At 42.7% G+C, this 23,502-nt stretch carries 21 protein-coding genes; 4 read left to right on the top strand and 17 right to left on the bottom strand.

Annotated features, from left to right (window positions below; translation table 11 throughout):
• Positions 1-15 precede the first annotated feature (15 nt).
• From AF333_RS13100 to AF333_RS13080, 5 genes are all read right to left on the bottom strand, one after another.
• Positions 16-1,170 carry a CaiB/BaiF CoA transferase family protein gene (locus AF333_RS13100; protein ID WP_043064656.1) on the bottom strand — a complete coding sequence of 385 codons (1,155 nt, stop codon included), beginning with the start codon at positions 1,168-1,170 and terminating at the stop codon, positions 16-18.
• Positions 1,171-1,599: 429 nt separating this feature from the next.
• Positions 1,600-2,889 carry an IS110 family RNA-guided transposase gene (locus AF333_RS13095; RefSeq protein WP_043064577.1) on the bottom strand — a complete coding sequence of 430 codons (1,290 nt, stop codon included), beginning with the start codon at positions 2,887-2,889 and terminating at the stop codon, positions 1,600-1,602.
• A 271-nt stretch (positions 2,890-3,160) separates the two neighbouring features.
• Positions 3,161-4,585, bottom strand: coding sequence for a sodium:solute symporter (locus AF333_RS13090; RefSeq protein WP_043068998.1), 1,425 nt, complete (start codon positions 4,583-4,585; stop codon positions 3,161-3,163).
• A gap of 184 nt (positions 4,586-4,769) precedes the next feature.
• Positions 4,770-5,570: a carbon-nitrogen hydrolase family protein gene (locus tag AF333_RS13085; RefSeq protein WP_043068997.1), complete on the bottom strand. Its 801-nt coding sequence runs from the start codon at positions 5,568-5,570 to the stop codon at positions 4,770-4,772.
• Entirely contained in the window at positions 5,567-6,913 is a 1,347-nt protein-coding gene (locus AF333_RS13080) for a sigma-54 interaction domain-containing protein (RefSeq protein ID WP_052812416.1), read from the bottom strand. Before AF333_RS13080 ends, AF333_RS13085 begins: the two co-directional genes overlap by 4 nt.
• A gap of 199 nt (positions 6,914-7,112) precedes the next feature.
• Here AF333_RS13080 and AF333_RS13075 point away from each other — a divergent pair, with 199 nt between their 5' ends.
• Positions 7,113-7,907, top strand: coding sequence for a carbon-nitrogen hydrolase family protein (locus tag AF333_RS13075; RefSeq protein ID WP_043068996.1), 795 nt, complete (start codon positions 7,113-7,115; stop codon positions 7,905-7,907).
• 40 nt (positions 7,908-7,947) lie between these two features.
• Positions 7,948-9,291: an APC family permease gene (locus AF333_RS13070; protein ID WP_043068995.1), complete on the top strand. Its 1,344-nt coding sequence runs from the start codon at positions 7,948-7,950 to the stop codon at positions 9,289-9,291.
• 178 nt (positions 9,292-9,469) lie between these two features.
• Here the strand turns inward: AF333_RS13070 and AF333_RS13065 are convergent, their stop codons facing one another.
• Positions 9,470-11,092 carry an amidohydrolase gene (locus tag AF333_RS13065; protein WP_043068994.1) on the bottom strand — a complete coding sequence of 541 codons (1,623 nt, stop codon included), beginning with the start codon at positions 11,090-11,092 and terminating at the stop codon, positions 9,470-9,472.
• Positions 11,093-11,122: 30 nt separating this feature from the next.
• Positions 11,123-12,487, bottom strand: a complete 1,365-nt coding sequence (locus tag AF333_RS13060) for an APC family permease (protein ID WP_043068993.1) — start codon at positions 12,485-12,487, stop codon at positions 11,123-11,125.
• Positions 12,488-13,343: 856 nt separating this feature from the next.
• On the opposite strand from AF333_RS13060, the gene AF333_RS13050 reads away from it, so the two are divergent.
• Complete coding sequence (locus AF333_RS13050) at positions 13,344-13,544, top strand: hypothetical protein (RefSeq protein WP_043068991.1); 201 nt, start codon at positions 13,344-13,346, stop codon at positions 13,542-13,544.
• A gap of 258 nt (positions 13,545-13,802) precedes the next feature.
• Here the strand turns inward: AF333_RS13050 and AF333_RS35165 are convergent, their stop codons facing one another.
• The 10 genes from AF333_RS35165 to AF333_RS13005 form a co-directional block, all read right to left on the bottom strand.
• Positions 13,803-13,961: a hypothetical protein gene (locus tag AF333_RS35165; protein ID WP_235496423.1), complete on the bottom strand. Its 159-nt coding sequence runs from the start codon at positions 13,959-13,961 to the stop codon at positions 13,803-13,805.
• 73 nt (positions 13,962-14,034) lie between these two features.
• A complete protein-coding gene (hfq, locus tag AF333_RS13045; RefSeq protein ID WP_043068990.1) occupies positions 14,035-14,250 on the bottom strand; it encodes an RNA chaperone Hfq in 216 nt (71 codons plus the stop codon).
• Between the two features lie 321 nt (positions 14,251-14,571).
• Entirely contained in the window at positions 14,572-15,711 is a 1,140-nt protein-coding gene (locus AF333_RS13040; protein ID WP_139188916.1) for a Ger(x)C family spore germination protein, read from the bottom strand.
• Positions 15,708-16,808 carry a GerAB/ArcD/ProY family transporter gene (locus AF333_RS13035; protein WP_043068989.1) on the bottom strand — a complete coding sequence of 367 codons (1,101 nt, stop codon included), beginning with the start codon at positions 16,806-16,808 and terminating at the stop codon, positions 15,708-15,710. Before AF333_RS13035 ends, AF333_RS13040 begins: the two co-directional genes overlap by 4 nt.
• Positions 16,805-18,343 carry a spore germination protein gene (locus AF333_RS13030; RefSeq protein ID WP_043068988.1) on the bottom strand — a complete coding sequence of 513 codons (1,539 nt, stop codon included), beginning with the start codon at positions 18,341-18,343 and terminating at the stop codon, positions 16,805-16,807. Before AF333_RS13030 ends, AF333_RS13035 begins: the two co-directional genes overlap by 4 nt.
• Before the next feature lie 182 nt (positions 18,344-18,525).
• On the bottom strand, positions 18,526-18,717 hold the full coding sequence (locus tag AF333_RS13025) for a hypothetical protein (protein WP_043068987.1): 192 nt from the start codon (positions 18,715-18,717) through the stop codon (positions 18,526-18,528).
• Between the two features lie 164 nt (positions 18,718-18,881).
• Positions 18,882-19,115: an EamA family transporter gene (locus AF333_RS35160; protein ID WP_235496422.1), complete on the bottom strand. Its 234-nt coding sequence runs from the start codon at positions 19,113-19,115 to the stop codon at positions 18,882-18,884.
• Positions 19,116-19,120: 5 nt separating this feature from the next.
• Entirely contained in the window at positions 19,121-19,420 is a 300-nt protein-coding gene (locus AF333_RS35155) for a hypothetical protein (RefSeq protein WP_052812414.1), read from the bottom strand.
• A gap of 144 nt (positions 19,421-19,564) precedes the next feature.
• Complete coding sequence (gene deoD / locus AF333_RS13010) at positions 19,565-20,275, bottom strand: purine-nucleoside phosphorylase (protein WP_043068986.1); 711 nt, start codon at positions 20,273-20,275, stop codon at positions 19,565-19,567.
• An 82-nt stretch (positions 20,276-20,357) separates the two neighbouring features.
• A complete protein-coding gene (locus tag AF333_RS13005; RefSeq protein WP_043069037.1) occupies positions 20,358-21,932 on the bottom strand; it encodes a catalase in 1,575 nt (524 codons plus the stop codon).
• Positions 21,933-22,356: 424 nt separating this feature from the next.
• Between AF333_RS13005 and AF333_RS13000 the strand changes: the two genes are divergently transcribed.
• Positions 22,357-23,499 carry a replication initiation protein gene (locus AF333_RS13000; protein WP_052520670.1) on the top strand — a complete coding sequence of 381 codons (1,143 nt, stop codon included), beginning with the start codon at positions 22,357-22,359 and terminating at the stop codon, positions 23,497-23,499.
• Positions 23,500-23,502 lie beyond the last annotated feature (3 nt).

Raw genomic sequence — 23,502 nt, 5'->3', positions numbered from 1 at the left:
CTTGTCTTATGCCCGCTATACTCCCTGCTGATTTACTAGCGTTTTCAGTACTTCTGATGTATGTTCTCCAAGTATTGGAGACGGCTTCTCAATGATAGGTGGCGTCCGTGACAGCTTAACCGGATTTCCTGGTACCTTCACATTACCAGTCACCGGATGAGGGATATCAACGAGCATGTCCCGGGCTTTCGTATGTTCATCTTCGCACACATCTTGGATAGTCAAAATCGGCGAACAAGGAATGCCTCCTGCGTTAATCATTTCAACCGCTTCTGCTACGGTATACTGTGCAAGCCATGTTTCGATGATGGCTTTCAACTCTGCTTCATGCTTCGTCCGCAGCGGATCGAGATGGAATCTTTCATCTTCCGCGAGCTCAGGCTGCCGCATGACCGCACATAGTCGCTTGAATAAGGAGTCGTTCGCCACAGCAATGACAACGTAGCCGTCGTTCGCTTTGTAAATATCGAACGGTGTACTGATTGGATGGCGGCTACCAATACGTTCAGGCACGACTTGGTCCACCGTATAACGCATAATATTGCTTTCTAAAAGAGCAAAAATGCTGTCCATCATAGAAATATCGATGCATTGGCCTTCCCCTGTGCGCTGTCTGTGGAATAGCGCTACCATAATGCCGTACGCCGCATAAAGCGCTGCGCTCATGTCTCCCAACGAAGCTCCGGCGCGTGTCGGCGGCTTATCTGGATGTCCGGTAATGCTCGTCATGCCTCCCATTGCCTGGGCGACTAGGTCATATGCGGGCCGTTGGCTATACGGTCCATACTGTCCAAAGCCAGAAATCGATGTATAAATGAGTGCAGGATTCCATTTGCGCAACGATTCGTAATCCAGTCCCAGCTTCTTCATTACGCCAGGACGAAAATTCTCTACCAGCACATCTGATTGCTTTACCAATTCCTTAACTACGTCGATGGCTTGCGGTGTCTTCAAGTCTAAGGTTATACTCTTCTTCCCTCGGTTCAGAAACATGAAGTAACCGCTTTCGTCATTCTGGAAAGGACCGAAACTTCGGGTATCATCCCCTGTTCCCGGCTTCTCGATTTTAATAACTTCGGCGCCCATATCCACCAGCAGCATCGTGCAGTATGGACCGGCTAATACTCTCGTAAAATCCAGCACGCGAATATTTTCAAGAGGTCGCTGCATTCGTCTTCCTCCCTCTCCTATTTTGGTTTGTGCTTTTATTATGTATCGTCCGCCAAAACGATAGCTAGTCGGTTTTTTTACTGTTTGGTAGACTATTTTAAGATCTATCGGAAAATAATCTACCTTGTTTCTGTCGCATCCTTTTCTCTCCTCCCTCTATGAATTAAAGTTTTTCTTATGAATACTCATGTATTCTTACAATATCTTGATTTTTATAAACGAAGCTTCAGTTAGACATTTGAAACTTTTTAAAATATTGGAAGTAGGGGATGTAGGCCATCAAAGACCTACGGCCTTTTTTGAANTGGAGGCCAGCTCCTATTCAGGGTCTGTGCCCGCATGGAAAAAATAATTCCGGCTTCTCCGTGCTTCGTTTTTGATCAAGATATCAAGTGCGAATGTTCTTCAAAAAATAAGCAACTGTACGGTTTATGCGGCAAGAGATTGGTTCTGTCCACATAAAGGGGTGTCTTTTATCATCTTGTTCATATTAAAATCGATTTGTTTACGAGCTAGCACAAACATAATGCGGAGGAGGCGACAGCACAAGGCGATTAACGATTGCTGTTTACGGAGTGGATTCTCCTGTCGAGTTGTATAGTACGTGTGTAGCGCCTTAAATGCTGGATTTTTGGCAACTAAGGGTCGAATCGCTTTGTAGAGAAGAGCGCGAAGCCGTGGTCTTCCTCGTTTCGTGATACGTGTTTTTCCTCGATGCTTGCCTGAACGATTTTCTTTAAGATTTAGACCCGCTAACTTCTGAATCTGACGAGGATGCTGGTATCTAGACAAGTCTCCAACTTCTGCGAAAAAGCCCGCAACGGTAGCGACTCCTATGCCTGGAATCGTAAGAATGTACTGTACACCTGGAATATCTCGTAATAAATCTTCGATTTCTTTTATGACTTCTTCTATCTGCTGCTGTAGAGTTTCATAGGTTGTAAGCAGTGTTTTTAGCTCCAACCTTGCCATTTTCATACCTTCTTGAAGGCCAATCGAATGCCTAGCTTGTTCTACAAGCTCCCCCGCACGTTTGGGACGAAGTCCTCTTTGGATGTTTTTCTTCCATATCGTCAAGACTTCAAAGGCACCTGCCTGGATAAGATCCTGAGGCAGTGGAAAATGCTTGAGGGTTTCAAAAGCCGCTTTGCCTTCCCAGCTTGTAAATACCGTTAAAAACTCAGGAAAATAGCGATCCAGCCAATTATGCACCTTGGCTTGAGTACGCTGAAGCTCGCAGGAAAGGTGGTCTCGTATTTTCACAGCTTCCCGTAATTCGGCATATACACCAGTTGGGAAATAAGGTGCAGAGTACCGCCCATCTTTGACGAGTTGCGCAATAACACGGGCATCTTTTGGATCGTTCTTCGTTGGTGAATTATCATCCAGCTCTTTTGACTTCTTTACATGCATCGGATTAACGACCACGACCGGAATCCCGCGGCTTCGCAAGAATGCTGCTAAAGTCATCCAGTAGTGTCCGGTTGGTTCCATTCCGACAAGAAGCTGTGTTTTTTCGTGTTCCCTCATTATGTTTTTCATCCAGTGACAGAACGCTTCGAATCCCTCACGCATACTTGGGAAAGAAAAAGCTTTCCCATACATGAGACCGCGATCGTTTTGTGCGCGTGCTACATGTTTGTATTTAGCGATATCTATGCCAATAATCAAGGTAGATTCTGTGATTTGAGAAATGCGTTGATTTTGTGTATAATTCATGGTGAGTACCTCCTCTGTTATTTCGAGGTCACGGCCGTGACACTCTGTATGTTAACAGGAGGTACTTTTTTTATCCACTCGCATTTTCATTCATTACAGGAATGCTCCTATTATGTAATTGCTTTCTTACTTTCAAATTGTAAAAAACAGTGCACTATAGAAACAGAGCAATATTCTTGGAAATAGTGCACTATTCTTAGTATAAATCGTGAAAAATTCCCCTCTAAAAGAAAAAAGAGCCGGGAAGTCTTCGCTTCCCAGCCACTTTTCCTTACAATGTATGAAATTTTTGATTGTGTTCTTCTTCATTATTAACAGTAGGTTTTACCGAGTCACGCAAAATGTAGGAGAACAATACAATGGTTACACAGCTTGTAACCAAACCATACAAAATCGGAACAATCGATGTCGTACCTTTCATCATAAGGCTAATCAAAATCACGACTGAGCTAATCAGGATAGAGTAGAAAACAGCACGTGCCGTAACACGTTTCCAGAAGAATCCGAAAATAATCGGGAAAAACAAGGCTCCTGATAAAACGGCGAATGCAATATCCAATGCAACGAGAATGTCTTGAATCCACAATGCACACACCATGGAAAACACACCAACAGACAATGTGGTCAGCCGTGAAATGATTAAAAATCGTTTTTCATTCATATCCCGCTTCCAAAACCGTGTAATGATATCGTTTACAATAAGCGTGGAGGAAGCGATTAAAGTGCCTGAAGCGGTCGACATAAGCGCAGAGAGGACTCCCGCCAGCACAATACCTAACACGCCAGGAGGAAGTGTTGTAATTGCCATGCTCGCGAAAGCGTTTTGGGGGTCCGTTATCGTAGGAAGCACAGCAAATGCACACATGCCGATGATAGCGACGGTAATGGCATACATAAGCGAATATCCACCTGCAGCGATTAGCCCATAGCGGGATGTTTTTAAGCTACGTGCCGTAAAAACGCGCTGCCAAACATCCTGTCCTACAACAATACCTAGCGCATATAGCAACAAGCTCTTGAAAATATCGGCCCCGCCCATTACACTCAAGTCAAAATAAGTGGATGGAAGCTTCTCATGCAATCCCTCCCATCCCCCGGCTTTTGAAAGGCTCATCGGAAGCATAACAGCAAAAATCCCAATACTCATCACAATGAATTGGACAATGTCCGTCATCGTAACCGACCACATGCCTCCCAATACAGTGTAGAACAGCACAATTCCACCTGCCACAATGATAGATAGGGTGAAATTCCATCCCAGCCATACTTTTAATACGCTCCCGATACCGATGATTTGCGTGACAGTCAACATGGCCGTATACGTAATAGAAACTAACGAGCTAATGAGCCTCGCTTCGACACTAAATCGATTCTCCAGCATCTCACTAATAGTCAACACTCGCAAATTAAATATTTTCTTTGCGAGAAAAAGACTGAGCAGAACAAGGCCAATCCCCTGGGAGGTAACAAACCACATACCAGATAATCCTGACTGATATCCTAGCTTTGCTGTACCAATAGTAGCAGCTCCGCCCAGGGTTAAGGCGGCCATACATCCGAAATACATCGGAAAGCTTAAGTTCCTGCCTGCAACAATATAGTCTTCTGACGTTTTTGCTCTTCGCGCGCCCAGCAATCCGACAAAAGCGATAATAGCCAGATAGAGGATAATCACGGACATATCAATAATATTCATAGTAGATCTCCCTTCGAAATCAAGGCTCATTATTTTTATTTATCTGAATATTACCCCTTTTCTTTTTGCTGGATAAGTGCTTTTTTTTACGACATTGTGTACTTTCTTATGCTATACATTTCTATATAACTACAGTAAAAACAAAACAGCCCCTTCCACTACTCTCATGGAAGGGGCCTGCAGGCTATATAAATCCCGGTTCATTACGATACACGGAAGTACGACGGTTACGCAAGTATTCAAGCAGCTCCTTTTCCGGATTTTTTTTACTTACATCAAAGGTCAGAACCGGGATGACCTCATTATTTCCCGCTTTATAAATCGATCGGCCATCCGGATGAACGATTTGACTCTCACCAAAGAAAATATTCTCATTATCCAGTCCTACCATATTAGCCGCCGCAACATATATATGGTTTTCTAGCGCTCTGGCATGCAAATAAATATCTTGATAGTGTTGATAAGGAACCATATTAGCCGCCAGCACCGCCAGAATATCGACATCTTTAAGAGCTAGAATTCGTGCAGCCTCGGGAAACTCAATATCGTATGTAATCATCATTCCAATATTCCCTTCAGGAAGCGAAAAAACCGGGAATTCCTCGCCAGGCGTAAACCATTCCTTCTCCTTGTGATATAAGTGCACTTTTCGGTACTTCCCAATAATCTCTCCCTGTTTCCCGATAAACAGCGCACAGTTGTATAATGCATCTCCCTCTACTTCTGGAAATCCAACAATGGCTCCTACATGATACCGTCTTGCCTGCTCTCTAATCTTACGGATACTTTCCCCGTCTTCCGGCTCCGCCAGTACGCGAAGCTGTTCATTCATCGTATATCCAGTTAAATACAGCTCAGGAAATAGTACATAATCCGCCTTATTTTTACTTGCCTCTTCCAATGACTGCAAAATACGCAGTAAATTTTGTTCCTTATTTTGCAGTTCACAGCGCAATTGTGCCAGCGCGATTGAAATCTCGCTCATTTCCCTGTGCTCCTTTTTCGTTCTGGCCCATTTTCTTCAGCTCTGTACTGTTTCAGCTTTTTAGCGATGGTCGATTGATCAACCTGTAAAATCTCTGCTGCCTTATACGTGTTTTCGTATAGATCGTACGCACGAAGAATGAGCGCTTTTTCCAGTTGCTTTTTTGCTTCCTTTAATGGAGGCAACACGTTTTTCGTCTGAAAAGAGGTGAAAGCATCCGTATCCTCCGACGTTCCTCCCACTTGCTCGGCGATTTCTTCTGATTGTGTAACGATGATTCGTTCCACCAGATTCTCCAGTTCACGTATATTGCCGGGCCATTCATACTCCACTAGCCGGGCCTTCATTTGCGGAGACAAGAAAAATCGGCGATCGTATTTCTGATTGAACTTGCTCGTAAAGTGTTCTATTAGCGGCAAAATCTCTTCTCGCCTCTCCCGCAGCGGCGGGATCATAAGTGGAACGACATGCAGACGGTAATATAAATCTTCACGAAATCTTTTCTGATTTACCATTTCCTTTAAATTTTTATTGGTCGCCGACAAAATGCGGATATTTGCTTTTTGTTTGTCCACGCTGCCAATTTTGCGAAACGTGTTTTCTTGCAGTACCTCCAGCAATTTTGATTGGACATGATATGGCAATTCCGCAATTTCATCTAAAAAAATCGTTCCGCCTTCAGCCGCTTCAAGCAATCCTTGCTTTCCGCCTGTTTTTCCTCCAGTAAATGTACCGGATTCATAGCCAAATAACTCTGATTCAATGAGGCTATCTGGTAATGTACCGCAATTAATTGATACAAAGGGAGCATCCTTGCGGGAGCTGGCTTGGTGAATTAAGCGGGCCAGCATCGTTTTCCCCACCCCCGATTCCCCCAAAAGTAAAACGGTTGAATCTACACTGGCTATCTTATGGATAACATCGATGATTTTTTTCATCTTTTCAGATTTGACTAACACTCCGTTTGCCACATCAGGAAGCACAGGTGCATTCATATTCACGTCCAACATATGATCTAGGCGCGATAAAACAAGCACATACTTGATGTCACTGCCCGTATCTGGCAGCTTCACAACCGATAATAAAACGAGCGGGCCATTTATAGCTTGCATGATAGTAAGACCTGCGCTTAAATCCGGCCGATTTCGCACTACGGTCTCCCACGGCACTTGGAATATATGCATATTGGGCTGAAGAAATACGGAAGGTGAGAAGCCGAATACTTCTGCCACTTCACCTTGCCACTCGACCACCTGATTATGACTGCCTACAAAAATCACCATCATTTCCGCTTGCTTCACTATGTGCCAACGCCTTCCCTCAATTTCAATGATTTTTTTCATTAAAGATGATAAAATTCATCTTTCAAGCCAATTATAGATAAAACAAAGAGAAAACAAAAAAGAATATTTATATTTTGATGATTTTTTTCATCAATATAAATTATATTACACCAGAAGGTATTGATAATTCAACTTTTTATAAATTGGCACAATGATTGCAAAAAAATAAGTAACAAACATAGAAAAAGGAGGCGTACACATGCGTATCGCGATCGCTCAATGTACCCCACATCATGCCAACAAACAAGAAAACTTGAATATGATAACTCGTTATCTGCATCGAGCCAAAGAACAAAAAGCTGAACTTGTTATTTTTCCAGAGCTAGTCCTAACCGGCTATTCTATCGGTAATCAACTAGAGACTATTGCCGAAGAAATAGACGGCCCTTCGCTGCAATTCATACAGCAAGCCTGTCATGAACTTCAAATCTTTGCCTTGATTTCTTTTCCCGAGAAAAATGGAAATGCTTATCACATTTCTTCAGCCCTTATCCAGGATGACGGTTCTATTGCCGGTGTCTACCGGAAAACGCACTTGTTCTCTGCCGAGGCCCATTATTTCACAGCTGGAAACGAGTGGCCTGTCTTTACTACAAAGCTTGGGAATATCGGTGTGATGATTTGCTATGACCTAGAGTTTCCCGAAGTCACTCGTCTGTTGCGTTTGAATGGTGCCGACATGGTTCTTGTAAATACAGCTAATATGGAGCCTTATGAAAGGTATCAGCACATTTATATGCAGAGTCGCGCTATGGAGAACGAGATTCCGCTTGTCATATGTAATCGATTGGGACAGGAGGACAACCTGAAGTTTTTCGGTCATAGCATGGCTGTCAATCATGAGGGGGACATCCTATTGCAGCTTGATTCGGAAGAAGCGCTACGTATTGTAGATGTATCCCTTCATGAGACGCGTGATCCGGAGTTAAACTACGCGCGCCGGCTGCACGAATCGGTTCGCGGTGCTTTACTAAACTGCCTGCATCATGAGTAAACGGCTTACGCCGAATACAAGACAGAAGGAAGTGCTTATCATGAAAGAAACAAATACGACGCTTAAACGCACGTTGACGCTCACACCGCTCGTTTTGTTCGGACTCGCATATATGACCCCGATGATCGTATTCGGCATTTATGGAATGCTGGCCGAAACAACTAAGGGATTAGTAGCGAGCGCTTATAGCATCGCTCTCATCGCCATGCTTGTAACCGCCTCCAGCTATGGTCATATGGTAAAAGCATACCCTGTATCCGGGTCGGCTTACACATATACACGTAAATCAATTAGTTCTCATCTCGGTTTCCTGGTCGGTTGGTCCGTTCTGCTCGATTATGTCTTTCTGCCAATGGTTATTTGGTTAATTGGAAGTGTCTATCTGGCTGCTGCTTTTCCCGGCGTCCCGACCTGGATTTGGGTAATCGGCTTTATTCTAGTTACGACTTCAATTAATATTATTGGCATTCGCGTAACGGCTGGTGTCAACTTTTTTATGATGCTTTTTCAATTTCTTGTCATTTCTTTATTTATTATTTTTTCTATTATTAGCTTGATGCGTGGGGAAGGAATGGGTACTCTCTTCTCAGCCGCTCCGTTTTTCAATGGGGATGTACCTTTTTCGCTTGCGTTTGCCGGAGCAGCTATCGCCTGTTACTCTTTCCTTGGATTTGATGCGGTCTCTACCCTGTCAGAAGAGACGATTGAACCGGAAAAAACAATTCCGAAAGCCATTCTGCTTGTCGCATTAATCGGTGGCGCTATCTTTATCGTGTCGTCCTACTTTATTTATCTTATTTTTCCCGATTATTCCCAGTTTGTTAACACTGATTCCGCCGGATTTGAAATCGCTAAATTTGTAGGCGGCAATCTATTTAGTGCATTGTTTCTCGCAGGCATCATTACAGCCCAATTCGCATCTGGCTTATCGGCACAAGCGAGTGCCGCCCGTATGCTCTATGCAATGGGACGCGACTCCGTGCTGCCGAAGCGCATATTCGGCTTTGTTCACCCTCGTTTTCAAACGCCTGTGTTAAATTTAATCGTTATCGGGGTTATTGCTTTGTTAGCATTAAAAATTGATATGGCAACTTCTACATCATTTATCAACTTCGGAGCTTTTGTTACATTCACATTCGTTAATCTTTCTGTTATCGGCCATTATTATGTAAAATTGCGCCGACGCAATGGAAGCGGAATTTTTCTATATCTGCTGTTTCCTCTACTCGGGGCCTGTTTGGATATATGGCTGCTTATTAACCTGGACGTGCATGCCCTGATACTCGGAGGTTCCTGGGTAGTGCTCGGCGTTATCTATCTGCTTTTCTTGACGAACATGTTCCGGAAGCAACCTCCCGAATTGGTATTTGAGGACGCAGGATAATAAAAAATACTCACGCAAACGTTTTCTCTCATCTTTTTCTTACAGGAAAGCCTCGCAACCGCTTTACGTTACAAAGGGCGGACCGGCAAAACATCCGGGCCTTTCAATACAAGACACAGTTGCCGGTCTTCTCCGTCCTTTGCGCTACACACTCCATATGGAGTTGCGATTCATTATATTACTCTTGAAACACAATCTTTCCATCCATGATTGTCATTCTCACGCTGGCGTCTCTTACTTCTTCCGGTGACACTTCAAACAGATTTTGACCAAGAACCACAATATCGGCCAGTTTTCCCGGCTCCAGCGTCCCCAACTCCAACTCCCTAAACGTTCCGTAAGCAGGCCCCCACGTGTAGTAACGTAATGCCTGAGCTAAGGAAATCCGTTCTTTTCCGTTCCATCCTCCTTTTGGTAACCCATCATTATGAACCCTCGTAATGGCACGGTAGATTTCCAGCAAAGGATTAAGGGGAACAACCGGAAAATCGCTAGAAAAGGCGATTTTTGTGCCCGCTTCCTCCAATGTTTTTATCGGAAATGTAAATGCCTCTCTCTCTTTTCCGAGACGCGAAAGATAGGCGTTATCCGAAAAATTCTCACTTGCTGCCAGATGTTCCGGCTGCATGGAAGCAATTACGCCTAACTCATGAAGCCTTGGGATATCCTCAGGGTGAATCACTTCAATGTGTTCGATTGTATGGCGGGAATCGCGGACTCCATTCGCTCTCCTTGCCTCTTCAAACGCATCAAGTCCCAGCCTGACTGCTCCATCACCGCAAGCGTGAAAGCGAATGCGAAATCCTTCCCGATCCGCTTCGTTCGTCCATTGTTTAATCATATGAGGAGGAAGCAATGTGTCTCCATATGTATCAGGCTTGTCCGAATATGGTGCAAGAAGGTATGCCGTATACGTAGTAGGTACTCCATCAAGAAACTGTTTCAGCCCCGAAAATTGTAAAGTACCGGAGGTGTATGTTGAGCGCAATTCCTTTGCATAATCAAGATCGCCGTTAAGCGGGGCTAAAAAATGGATGCGTGAAGTCAACTCCTCCCGCTCTTCAAACTCTTTATATAATGGCAAATCACCGAAATCTAAGCCGGGTAAAGGAAACATATCGTTCACCGAGGTAATTCCCAGTCTGGCAGCCTGCTGCAAAAAGCTTCTCAATAGACGCTGTCTTCTCTCATGAGGCAGAACAAATGCTTCCCGTGCCAATCCCATGGCTGTCTCATAAAGAAATCCGGTTGGCTCCCCATCATCATCCTTACCAATTTCTCCAAATGGGGGGTTAGGGGTATCACGGGTAATGTTTGCCATCTCTAACGCTTTACTGTTTACCCATGCCCCGTGGCATTCCGCATTAAATAGAAAAACTGGCCGTTCAGAAATGACGCGGTCCAGTGTAGAACGATGCGGTAATTGCCCGTTTTCCCAGTAAACATGATACCAGCCGAAACCGATTATCCACGAATCATTCGGTCTAGTATCTGCAAACTTCCGAACCATCTCCGCCGCTTCTTCTTCTGAACGGGCTTCATGCAGATGTACACTATCTTGTGCCAGACTTCCCAGCATGAGATGCAGATGAAAATCGTGAAATCCAGGCATAATCAACTCATTATGATAACGATATTGTTTCGTGTCCGGTCCAATGAGCGACTCCATGTCAGCCTCTGATCCTATGGCAGCGATTTTATTGCCTACAATCGCCACTGCCCCTGGCTGTGGCGTATCCATTATTCCGGTAAAAACAGCATTGCTTGAAAGAATCATATCCGCTTTTTGTTGAGTTTCCATATAGTTATCTCCTTCATAATATGAAAATTGTTACGAAACTTCCGACACTTTCGCTTCCTCCACCTCATCAAAATGCAACTCAGGTGGTCGCTGACTAAAAAACTTTGTCAAAAAGGCTAAATACATAAAGCCAAACAGTGCCCAGACGCCTCCCAGGATCATGGAATGCTTATCCAAGCCTGTCCATAACCATACGGTAAAGCAAGCTCCTACCAGAGGCAAGAGTAAATATAAAAAAGTCCCCTTCACCGAACGCTGCCGCTTCTTAATAAAATAGTGAAAAACGACAGATAGATTTACAAATGTGAAGGCTACAAGCGCTCCGAAGTTAATAAAGGAAGCTGCAGTAACCAAATCAATGACAAGAGCGGATAAAGAAAATACGCTGACCAACAGGATATTTCTTGTTGGCGTTTTAAAACGCGGATGAATATAGCCAAATACTTTCTTCGGGATGACGGAATCACGCCCCATCGCGTACAAAAGACGAGAAACACTCGCATGAGAGGACAAGCCTGAACCTAGGCACGCCGTAACCATTCCAGCGAGAAAAAACGAACTGAACAGCTTTCCACCTACAAAAACAGCTACCTCAAAGGCAGCAGAATCTGTATTTTTGAACGAAGTAAAGTCCGGATAGGCCATATGCGCAATATAGGAAATTCCAATGAATAAAGCCCCCCCAATGCAAGCGATAAGAAAAATGGCGCGGGGAATCGTTTTTTCCGAATGAATCGTTTCCTCTGATAATGTCGTAACCGAATCAAAGCCAAGAAAAGATAGGCAAAGAATGGAAGCTCCGGCCAACACAAAAGAAAACGATACTTCCGGATTCAAAAACGGAAGAGTAGAGACAAGCGTTCCTGTTCCCATTCCGCTTATGACTCCCTTAACTGCAAACAGGCAAAAGAACAAAATAACGAGAAACTGATAAGAAATAAGCAAGGTATTTATATTTGCCGTTACTTTTATGCCTCGTATATTAATAAAAGTAATAACGGCAATCATAAACAAAATCCATATATAGGAAGGTATCTCTGGAAAAGCTGCAGACAAAAAGATGCCTGCTGTTAAATAATTGAGCATGGGCAAAAACAAGTAATCCATGAGAATAGACCAACCGACAAGAAATCCTACATAACCGTTTATCGATTTCTGTGTATACGTATAGGCCGAACCTGCCACAGGATAGGCTTTTACCATTCTTCCATAACTATAAGCCGTAAATAACATAGCCAACAAAGCAAAAGCGTAAGCAGATGGGAGCATACCGTGAGAAGCCTGAGCCGCTACTCCGTATGTGGTAAAAACAGTCATCGGTGCCATATAAGCCAAGCCAAACAAAACAACTGGAAGCAAAGTAAGCGTTCGATCAAGCGACATATTCTCGTTCATGATTTCCTCCCCTTTTACGATACTTTCATTTATGCAAAAAATTTGCGTAAATATCGGCTTTCATACCATTTCACCGTATGTTTCGGATATCTCCCCTCTCCATAAAGAAACTCTGGATATTTTTCCGTATTAAAGAAGAGTATAAGCAATTTTCATGCCACTTCCATATCATTTGTCAGATTATTTAACCTTCATATCTGCTAAAGGACAAGTAAAGTAACAGGGTCTTAATAAAGCAAAGCTTCCATCAATGATTTCTCATAAATAAGAAATCATTCTATTTTTTGAGAAAGCATATGGAGAACGAAGAGGAAAGCACGTTCCTACAGAAAAATCGGTTTTATATTTACATTTATGTAATTATATGTAATCATTTTATTATCCATATTTGTTTATATATGTAATTGAAATAGAAAATGGAGGCGAATTTCATGAAGAAAAAACGACTTCTACTCCTCACCTGCTTATCCATTGTGGCAGGGGGACTTGCAGGGTGTGGTCAAAACTCCGCAACAGTACCATCTGAGACAAAACAAACATCTTCCCAGCAAAGCCAGACTTCACAACCAGAGCAGCAAAAGGGGCAGAGGGCTTCCAAGCCTTGCAGCCCAACACCTCTAGCTCCCTCCCCTGTTCCCCTAGCACCGTCACCCGTGCCAAAGCCCCCGTCACCCGTGCCTTTAGCAGAAGTAAAATGTTAATAAGCCATACGGCCGCTTGGCGTCACAAAAGTCAGACCAACAAAACATCCAGAATCATCTATTCACCATTTGTATTTTCTGACCTCTTAGTAGTACGATAAAGATACATTTATTTACAGCGTGTTTTCAATATGTGACCTGAGGAGGCGAGCTGTTTGACATTTCATTTAGAAAAAAAATCTGTATGCTACCTGGCTTTTCTAGCACTTATTCTGTTTATGCTGCTTACCACCTTACCGTATTCGATGCTTGTGATTGGAATGGTGGGAGCATCATGCATGCTGGTGGCCGCATTCATTATTGTGCCTTTATTCTTTATAGGATCGATGCTGTCGGGCAAAGATTACAAAAAGTAAAGACAGACTCACACCCGTTGATTCTTCAAAGAGGAAGAGACACCAACAACAGGACACGAACAGGGCTTTTCGTCTCCCTTCCCGAGCGGTTGTCTCCGGTCAAGCGAAAGAGGGCAGCAACTGTCTCCCTCTCCGGATGATACTGGATAATCAACACCCTTGGACAGGTGCAATACATTCTTTTATCTTCTTATACAGATAAAGCCGTTCTCACTTGACTGAGAACGGCTGCTTTTTTGAGTTCCTTATTTATATAAATTACACTTGATAGTTTGACAGGGTAGCGTGGTTGGAAGGAGGCGATTCAGAAAAAGAAGAGGGTGGATGCTCCCTGCGCTCCAGCAGAAGAAAGGCCAACGTGTCTTTTTCCGACCGCTCCCGCCCACCGCCCTTCCTTCTTTTCTTCCCTCTCACCACAAGAATTTGTCAATGTATCAAATCAGATGTATATAGTAAGCACTCCTCTGCATCGTTTCTAAAAGAGGCCCCGTTAAGACAACGTAACCGGCTTTAAAGGGACGATCGTAGAAATCGCGGATTTGTAGAGAATGTTTTGCTTGTTTTCACTCTGCAGTGCAACCGTATACGAGTCAAAGGAGGTAATAATCCCTCGAATCTGAAATCCGTTTGTCGTAAAAACTGTAACAGGAGTTTTACTTGTGCGTAGTTGGTTAAGAAAATATTCTTGTAGCTTTGCTTTTTCCAATCGATACCATTCCCTTCTCTTCCATCATAAAGTGAAACTTCACGCGGTGGGGGTTTTCGTACGTCCCCTACTGCGCGTTAGTTGAACCTATCGGACCTTTAGGGGCAGTTTTTCCTCCACCTATATTCCTCGATTTCTCTAAGTTTTGAGGTGAGGAGATTACTACCCGTTAAGGCAGGATAAATCAGAATAAACGAAAAAGCTGTTATCTGATTCTTTCTGTTTATTATTTTATCATATAAACATTTTTTGCCCTATATATATGTACGTTAGGATGTTCAAAACAAGACACTTTTAGAAACTGCTCCTTTTACGATGCGTTTATTCAATGACGCCATACGTCGAAATCTTTACTTTTGGCGTTATCGTTACCGTTGCCTTTGCGAACTCGTCCGGCCAGCGGTCTTCATTTTTTTTCCAATGATCGTATTGATATGCACGTGCATACCATCCGAATCCGAAAGGGTCTAGCTTTTCTTTTTTCACTTTTTCAACCAGTGCTGTCACCTCTTTTCTGAACTGCTCCGCGATAATAGCCGAAAGACGATCCTTTTCTTTTAGCATATCCATATCAAATGTGCGTTCTGAAAGGGTAACATTAAGATTCATTTTGATGTCAAAAACAAATCGATTGTTTTTATAATGAGTTGTGATAGTACGCTTACTATCATTTATATTTATCGTTATAAAATCTTGTCCTTTTACATTCTGAAGCTTGTTCGGCTTTTTAAACGGAAGAGAAGGCATACGAACCGTAAATACCACCGGGTTTGTCGCTTCCTGCTGTAACATGAGGAGCAAGGCACTTTCTCGGCGACTCAATGACATTTTATACTTTCCTTTATTGTCCAGCAGTGCAGATCCTGTCACCACAAGCCCGTTTTTATCTTTTTTAATCTCTGAAATCGCTGGGGTAATTCCTTTATCAAAAACATACGTATGAAACTTTTGTGACGTAGTAAAAGCCGTGCCATTGTACTTCTTTTCCACATCAATTACCTGAGTTAAATAAAGCGGGAGTGCCGGCTTATCTTCAAAATTGCTCTCCATGACGGAAGAGACTGGCCCTTTTACAGCGACCATTCGTATATTCCCCGTATTCTTCGGATCTCGATAGGCTACATCGAGATGCGGCATAACTCCTTCTTTTTTTAACAGCTTCTCACCAATCAGCAGGACCTGCAATTTCCCGATAACAATCAGTCCGTTGCTTGTACTGTTAAATACCTCTCTCGCCTGCCTCGGAGTATTCACCTTCGCTTTAAGCACCTCATATTTTTTCTTTACATCTTTGTTAAAAATAGTACTGGCCTGATACACCGTTAATTTATCATCATCATCCACATCAAATGCATATACAAGCGATAAGGTAGTATCCTCCAAATCAAGCCGGTCACTATTGCAACCTGACGTTACAATAAGCAGCAAACTTGCCACCATCAGTACAGTACGCTTGATCATTGATATCTCCTCCTCTTCCAATACCCATAAATGGTGACATACAAGAGAAATACGATAGGAAATGTATAAGCAATAAAATACGCCGTCCATCCCCATGCATTTCTTAATACCGCGATCCCATTATAGGATGGCTTGTAAAAGAACGAAAAAGCAAAGGAGAGAAGCAATAAAATATATATAGGCAGCTGCCAATTTTTTTTGTTGAATAGCTGTGAAATACCGGACGTGGCAGCCCATGTGTACGGAATGCCGGACGTTGAAAAGATGAAAATGTAAAACGACAGAAATATAATCTCAAACCGTTCAAGAAACGGAAGCTGTATTGGTTTTACAAGGGTAAGGACAGGCCATAAATACTTCGTAATCTCATCCGGGCTAAAGTAAAGAAAACACATCAGGGTAATATGAAGGTATACAATGAGCGTGAGAGTGTTCGCTAGTACAATTCCTTTTACGGCATGCTGTTTATTTTTCAAATACGGATAAAGAAGGAATGCCAATTCGAATCCCACAAACGCCAGAACGGTCGTTTTTATCCCATAAAAGATCGGCAACCATCCATCCTTCAAAACAGGAAGTAGAAAAACCAAATGAACATCCTTTATCGGAATCGTTAATAAAATCGGCATTCCAAGCGTGAAGAAGAACATAAACACCCCATACCGTACAATTGCCCGTACGCCGCTCCGAAGAATCATATACGTTGGAATGAGAAGAAGAAACACAAGCCAAACACTGGACGTTTCGGGTAGAATCCACACTTGAATCACTAATACGGTAAAATAAAGCAGGACAACGATGGCCAGCAAAGAATAAGCGATCCAAATAAGCATGCATGCTCTTCCCAGCCACTTCCCGACATAGCGTGTAAGCACCTCTATTAGCGTATCACCCGGATGCTTTGCCATGATTTGCACAACACATATACTGATAATCGTTGTGATAGCCCATGCAATCATAATCGATATCCATCCATCTGTGCTCGTAATTTTGGCCAATTCAGCAGGAAGAACCAATATACTTCCTCCTACCTGGATACCGTTAATAGTAAAGATATATTGCATAAGTGTAATCTCATTGCTTACGGGCCTGTTCATTCATCATTCCTTCTTTTTCTTGTGGACCCCTGTCGGCGCAGTTGTCTAGGTCCCACCGATAGTGGGCGTTTTTTCATAAGCCACACAGGCAGTCGAACAAACGTATCTTTCATATCCGAAATACGCAGCGGTGAAATCGGACTCCCGTAAGGATTCCCCAGAGATTCTAAGGTAAGAAGGTGAATGATAATAATCATCATTCCAATGATGATTCCGACCATACCAAATGCGAAGGCCATCAGCATCATGGGAAAACGAAGCAAACGAATACCTGCAGCCATTTCGATACTCGGAATGATAAAAGAAGAGATAGCAGTTATGGCTACCACAATAACCATAATATTGCTTACGATGCCTGCCTGAACCGCAGCTTGTCCAATTACAATACCTCCAACAATCCCGATCGTTTGACCGATAGGTGAAGGGAGGCGGACCCCCGCTTCACGAAGCATTTCAAGCACGATCTCCATAATGAATGCTTCGATTATAGGCGGAAAAGGAACTCTCTCCCGGGATTCGCCAACCGATAGAAGCAATTGGAGCGGGATGACCTCATAATGAAAGGAAATCATCGCGATATAAAGAGAGGGTGTGAAGATAGCAATGAAAAATGCGACAAAACGCAGAAGGCGAACGAAGGTAGCGGTAGTCCATCTTACGCTATAATCATCAACCGTTTGAAAAAAAGCGACAAAGTTCATGGGTCCAACCAATGCACCAGGCGCACGATCTATAATAACGGCGGCCCGCCCCTGCAGCAAATGCGAAGCTGTCGTATCCGGCCGTTCTGTTACTGTAAACTGCGGAAACGGTGTATACGGATTATCTTCAATAAATCCCTCAATCTCACCGGTAGTAATAACCGTGTCTACATCGATTAATTTAATCCGATTTTCCAGTTCCCGAATGAGCTGGGGATTTACTACGTCCGCCAAATAAAGTAAGGAAACGGGTACCTCTCCCCTCGTTCCAATCTTAAACTGTTTAATTTTTAATTCCCGGCTCGGAATATAACGGCGGATTAAAGCAATATTTTGAGAAGCCGATTCGATAAAGCCCAGGTGGGCGCTTTTTAGTGAAGCTTCAGCCTGTGGTTCCTGAATCGCCCGCTGCGGCCCTCCTTGCGTTTCGAGTTCGAGAGCTACCAATTCCTTATCAACGAATAGAATGCTTTTTCCAACGAGAATGGCTTTTTCAATCTCCGTCCATTTCCGTACTTTTTTCATCTGGCAGACAGATATCGTGTCTTCCCATGAATTTTCCGGATTAAGCTTATGGTCTAGAAGCGGACGAATAATATCTCTATTAATGATTGTCTTGTCTACCAGGCCTTCCATGTATGCAAGAACAGCTTCCTGTCCTGTTTTTAATGTCAACGTACGCGTAATCAACTGAGGTATTTCACTAAACAGCTTGGATAGATGCTGAAGATTCACAGCAATAGAAGCAGAAATCGTATCGTTTAAAATCTCGTCAGCCCGCGTCTGTGTGTGGAACGCTTGCCGTCCTCTTATCCATTTACGAAACGTTCCCATGTCCTCACCTTTCCCTTAACCTTATTCTTATCGGTTAATATGCGAAGCTGAATGGTAAAATATACAACAGTACGATAAGAAGACGTGCATATAGACATAAAGAGACCCCTACATTAAGACGAATTGTACTTAATGTAGGGGTCTCTCGTTGACTTGTCTTCCATCCATGGGAATATAACCCCTTATCTGTGCCAATTTTTGTATACGAGAGAATAATATGATCTTGCCGTTTCTTTTCGTCTATAATTCTTCCCTCCGATAATCTTATTCTCTACATTCTCATCAATTTGTTCCATTAATTCTTTATCCTTTTTAATATCCTCAATGTTTTTAGCGATTAATTCTTTGATGGTAATAAAGTCTAGACTCCTCATATTCATCTCTCCTTTTTATATCGTTCCATTCATACATAACCCGCCAAAAATAGCTCCCATAAAAAAAGACAGACTGAATGTTTCAGTCTGCCTCTCGGTTGTCGAGTCAGCTTTATTTTTCTACTTCTATCATACAATTATTATTCCGATAAGTAAAGTTAGTTTTATTTCGGTATATTGATTTCTTGCTTCTGCTTTAGCTTAATACGCAGTTCATCAAAGGCACCCGAGCCGAGCACTACACCACACAGAATAAAGAAAAATCCGAGGATTTGCTCAATGACTATTTTCTCTCCTAAAAAAATAGCGGCACCTACAAGCGAGAAGAACGGACTTAGATTAATAAAAATAGCGGTTTCTGCCGCGCCTACCTTCCCGATCGCATCATTATATAACATATGCCCTAAAGCCGTAGCAACGATAGCGGATGCAAAAAAAAAACGGTCCATAAACCCGCCGAACCTCCAGCCATACTTTCCATGCCTGCAGGTTCAAGGAACAAACCAAGCACAAACAAGAAAATAGAGCCTGCAATTAGCATATACCCGGTCATTAATCGCGGATCGAGTGTATTTGATGCTTTCTTGATTAAAATAAAGCTTATCGCCTGTGCCAAGATGGACAAAAATACATCCACATCTCCAGGAGAAATACTGCTTAGACCTCCGTTGCCTTTAAGTACAATAAACGAAACACCTGCCATTCCTAAAATTAGCCCACCATTCGAAGCAAATGTTTTTGTAAGACCCATAGACAAGAAATAATGGTGAGCCACAACGTTGAACAGCGCCCCACAAAAAATACATACTCAATAAAAAAAGGAGCGAAGCTTCGCCCCTTCTGCTTATTACGCGGTAGATACGGCTGTCTCCAACGCCATGATAATCATATCATTAAATGTCGTTTGACGCTCTTGAGCTGTAGTCTCTTCGCCGGTAAAAATATGATCACTTACAGTCAGAATAGATAAAGCATGTACACCGTACTTGGCAGCTAGTGTATACAGGGCTGTGGTTTCCATTTCAACGGCAAGCACGCCATATTCCCCTAGCTTCTTCACCATCTCCATGCTCTCACGATAAAACACATCGGCAGTCAGAATATTTCCTACACGAATATGCAACCCTTTTTCGATGCCTGTGTCATATGCCGCTTTTAACAAATCAAAGCTGGCACAAGGAGCAAAGTCGAAGCCTGGAAATGTCAGGTGATTCATGTTCGAATCTGTGCAGGCCGTCATAGCAATGATGACATCACGTACATGCACGTCTTTTTGAATGCCACCGCATGTACCGACACGAATAAGATTCTTCACTCCATACTCGCGAATCAGTTCATTCACATAGATAGAAATAGAAGGAACCCCCATACCTGTTCCTTGTACAGACACCCGATTTCCTTTATACGTTCCCGTAAATCCCAGCATGCCCCGTATCTCGTTATAGCAGGTGACATCGTCCAAAAACGTCTCAGCAATATATTTTGCGCGAAGCGGGTCACCTGGCAAGAGAATGCTTTCTGCAATATCTCCTTGCTTCGCTCCAATATGAACACTCATGTACCGCCGTTATAAATCTGAATTTATAACGGTTTTCACCTCCTTATAATGGATTGTTTCTGTCCCTGCTAATCGTATCACATTAATACGGATCTGCTGAATGTCCTTCTTGCTCCGCTTTTTCTACCGCTTCATCCGTTTGCGTAGCACCTATTGGTCCACCAATGTGTCCTTTCTCATCACTTCCCGTTTTCTTCAAGCCTTCCGCTACTCTGTGCCCATATTCCTCATCACATTTTGTAAGAAGCTGTACCATTTTATCCTGGATAACTTTTCGACAAGAGCCAAGTGCGCCTACAAGATTGGAAACAAGTTCTTCCTTTTCCCAATCTTCAAGTAATCGGTAACGTTCACCGGCCTGTTTAAAGTCATTCGTTCGATCGATTTTTTGTCGCACAAGATTTCCTTCAATATGTGGAGTATACTCTGTCCCCGGCTGTTTTGCCTCTTTTAGCCCTCCGATTGTTGAAGGTTCATAGTTAATATGCGGGTCTTCGCGATCTACCTTATAAAGCATTTGCCCGCCTTCTTGATTCGTGGCCACATGTTTTTTCGGGGCATTAATCGGCAATTGTAAGTAATTCGCCCCTACGCGATAGCGTTGTGTGTCCGAATAAGAAAAAGTACGTCCTTGCAGTAGCTTATCATCCGAAAAATCAAGCCCATCTACCAGTACACCAGTACCAAAAGAAACTTGCTCCACTTCAGCAAAGTAATTTTCTGGATTTTTATTGAGTACCATTTTTCCGACAGGAAGGAAAGGAAATGTATCTTCTGGCCAGAGCTTTGTCGGATCTAGCGGATCGAAGTCAAGTTCTGGATGCTCATCATCACTCATTATCTGCACACAGAGCTCCCATTCCGGATAGTCGCCCCTTTCGATGGCTTCATACAAATCCTGGGTTGCATGATTAAAGTTTTTCCCCTGAATTTCTTCCGCTTCTTTTTGGGTAAGATTTTTAATTCCTTGTTTTATTGGTTCCCAATGGTACTTAATAAGGACTGCTTTGCCTTCCTGGTTTACCCATTTATATGTGTTAACGCCTGATCCCTGCATCTGTCTGTAGTTCGCCGGAATGCCCCATGGCGAAAAAAGAAACGTAATCATATGCATAGCTTCTGGTGAATTAGAAATAAAGTCAAAAATACGCTCCGAGTCCTGAATGTTTGTAACAGGGTCAGGTTTGAACGCATGGATTAAATCAGGAAATTTCAGAGGATCACGAATAAAGAAGATTTTAAGGTTGTTTCCTACGAGATCCCAGTTTCCATCCTCCGTATAAAATTTCACAGCGAAACCGCGCGGATCGCGCAATGTTTCCGGAGAATGGGTACCATGGGTAACCGTAGAGAAGCGCACAAAAACGGGAGTCCGCTTCCCGGATTGTTGAAAAAGCTTGGCTCTTGTATATGTAGAAACGGGTTCCTCACCCACTTTTCCATACGCTTCAAAGTAGCCATGCGCCCCTGTACCACGGGCATGAACAACCCGTTCTGGAACACGTTCCCTATCGAAGTGAGTAATCTTCTCTAGAAAATCATAATTTTCCAGCGTAGTAGGTCCGCGTCTGCCAACAGTTCTAACATTCTGATTGTCTGTTACAGGATGACCTTGACGATTTGTTAACGTGTTTTCCGTTTCATGTTCTCCATTCATTTTCTCACGCAAATGAATAGCCTCCTTTTCCGCACTTTCTATGCATGATTTCCTATCAACTATTGTTTACCCACTTTTTGTAATTCTATCCATATGAATATAGAGTAACGTTGTTTTTACGATCTTGTGTTTTATATTGTTTTTTTGTTTTATATGTTTTCGGGTGCTTGAAAGCCTTGGTATTACTAGATTTCTAGGATTGAAAGGTCACTAAAACAGGGTGAAGCATCACCATTTCAGGGTGAAAGATCACTAAAACAGGGTGAAATATCACCATTTCAGGGTTCGAAAGGTCACTAAAACAGGGTGAAGTATCACCATTTCAGGGCGAAAGGTCACTAAAACAGGGTGAAATATTCCTCTAATTTGGTGACTACTCATTTCACAAAAGCTATAATAAAACTCAGTGTAAGAGTGTCGAGATATGAAAACAGATATATATAAGGAGTGGTTGATCGTGTCTCTTGGCAAGACCAACGACAAATTGCTTGTAACAAAGTCGAATGGGCTTATTGAAGCTTCCTATAAGCTAACAACAAATGAGCAGCGTATTATTCTTATGCTGGCTGCCAAAGTGCAACCGGAAGATAAGGAGTTTACCCGTTATCGAATTGAAGTGGACGAGTTTGTTACATTGCTGGGATTAAAAAACAAAGGTGTACATAATGATATACAGGAAATCATCAAGGGATTGATGAAGAAAACGTTCGGTATCAAAAAAGAAAAGTCGCTGCTATACCTTCATTGGCTGGCTTCGGCCGAATATTTTGTTGGACAAGGGTATATGGAGCTTGAATTTTCCCCAAAATTAAAGCCTTACCTTCTTCAATTGAAAGAACGTTTCACTACATATCGATTGTATGATGTTATGCAACTACGCAGTGTATATTCTATTCGTATCTATGAACTCCTTAAACAGTATGCACAAATCGGCACACGTTTTTTTGATTTGGCTGATCTAAAGTTTATTCTTGGAATTGAGAAGAATGAATACGAAAGATATGGACACTTCAAGAGCAAGGTGTTAAAAGTAGCTCAGAAAGAACTCGCAGAGAAAACGGATATTTCTTTTGACTTTGAGGAGATTAAATCAGGACGGAAAGTAGCAAAAATAAACTTTATTATTCAAAAACGTGAGGTTGAGGTACAAGGAGAATTACCGTTGTCTGAAGGTGAACCGGGGTTAATCTCTCGTTTGCGTGAGTTCGGTCTTACTGAAATTCAGATCGATCATATTATCAAAACGTATGACGAAGCATACATTCTAGACAATTTAACCATTGTCGAACGCGATTACCAATCGGGAAAAGTAAAAAATCTGACCGGTTACGCATATAAAGCATTAGAGCAAGATTATCGCAAGAATAAAACATCGCTCGAAAAGAAGCAGGAAAAAGGCAGACTAAATAATGCTTCGTATATAGGTGTTCCTGAACATATTATTGAGCAGCAGGAGCGGCAAAAAGCTATGGAGATGCAAAAAAACGAGGAAAACGTGGAATCGATTGAGGACAAGCGTAAACATGTAGAGGAGCTGCTGGTTGCACTGGGAGAAAAAAAGGGCTAAAAA

The organism is Aneurinibacillus migulanus, from assembly GCF_001274715.1.
Taxonomy (GTDB): domain Bacteria; phylum Bacillota; class Bacilli; order Aneurinibacillales; family Aneurinibacillaceae; genus Aneurinibacillus; species Aneurinibacillus migulanus.
Note: the sequence above shows the minus strand (reverse complement) of the source record. Positions and strands in the feature narration are given on the sequence as shown.

Coding starts and splice junctions, on each gene's coding strand:
- AF333_RS13100 (WP_043064656.1), bottom strand. CDS start 1,170: ATGCAGCGACCTCTTGAAAATATTCGCGTGCTGGATTTTACGAGAGTA.
- AF333_RS13095 (WP_043064577.1), bottom strand. CDS start 2,889: ATGAATTATACACAAAATCAACGCATTTCTCAAATCACAGAATCTACC.
- AF333_RS13090 (WP_043068998.1), bottom strand. CDS start 4,585: ATGAATATTATTGATATGTCCGTGATTATCCTCTATCTGGCTATTATC.
- AF333_RS13085 (WP_043068997.1), bottom strand. CDS start 5,570: ATGAGCGAGATTTCAATCGCGCTGGCACAATTGCGCTGTGAACTGCAA.
- AF333_RS13080 (WP_052812416.1), bottom strand. CDS start 6,913: ATGAAAAAAATCATTGAAATTGAGGGAAGGCGTTGGCACATAGTGAAG.
- AF333_RS13075 (WP_043068996.1), top strand. CDS start 7,113: ATGCGTATCGCGATCGCTCAATGTACCCCACATCATGCCAACAAACAA.
- AF333_RS13070 (WP_043068995.1), top strand. CDS start 7,948: ATGAAAGAAACAAATACGACGCTTAAACGCACGTTGACGCTCACACCG.
- AF333_RS13065 (WP_043068994.1), bottom strand. CDS start 11,092: ATGGAAACTCAACAAAAAGCGGATATGATTCTTTCAAGCAATGCTGTT.
- AF333_RS13060 (WP_043068993.1), bottom strand. CDS start 12,487: ATGAACGAGAATATGTCGCTTGATCGAACGCTTACTTTGCTTCCAGTT.
- AF333_RS13040 (WP_139188916.1), bottom strand. CDS start 15,711: ATGATCAAGCGTACTGTACTGATGGTGGCAAGTTTGCTGCTTATTGTA.
- AF333_RS13035 (WP_043068989.1), bottom strand. CDS start 16,808: ATGAACAGGCCCGTAAGCAATGAGATTACACTTATGCAATATATCTTT.
- AF333_RS13030 (WP_043068988.1), bottom strand. CDS start 18,343: ATGGGAACGTTTCGTAAATGGATAAGAGGACGGCAAGCGTTCCACACA.
- AF333_RS13025 (WP_043068987.1), bottom strand. CDS start 18,717: ATGAGGAGTCTAGACTTTATTACCATCAAAGAATTAATCGCTAAAAAC.
- AF333_RS35160 (WP_235496422.1), bottom strand. CDS start 19,115: ATGTTATATAATGATGCGATCGGGAAGGTAGGCGCGGCAGAAACCGCT.
- AF333_RS35155 (WP_052812414.1), bottom strand. CDS start 19,420: ATGGCAGGTGTTTCGTTTATTGTACTTAAAGGCAACGGAGGTCTAAGC.
- deoD (WP_043068986.1), bottom strand. CDS start 20,275: ATGAGTGTTCATATTGGAGCGAAGCAAGGAGATATTGCAGAAAGCATT.
- AF333_RS13005 (WP_043069037.1), bottom strand. CDS start 21,932: ATGAATGGAGAACATGAAACGGAAAACACGTTAACAAATCGTCAAGGT.
- AF333_RS13000 (WP_052520670.1), top strand. CDS start 22,357: ATGAAAACAGATATATATAAGGAGTGGTTGATCGTGTCTCTTGGCAAG.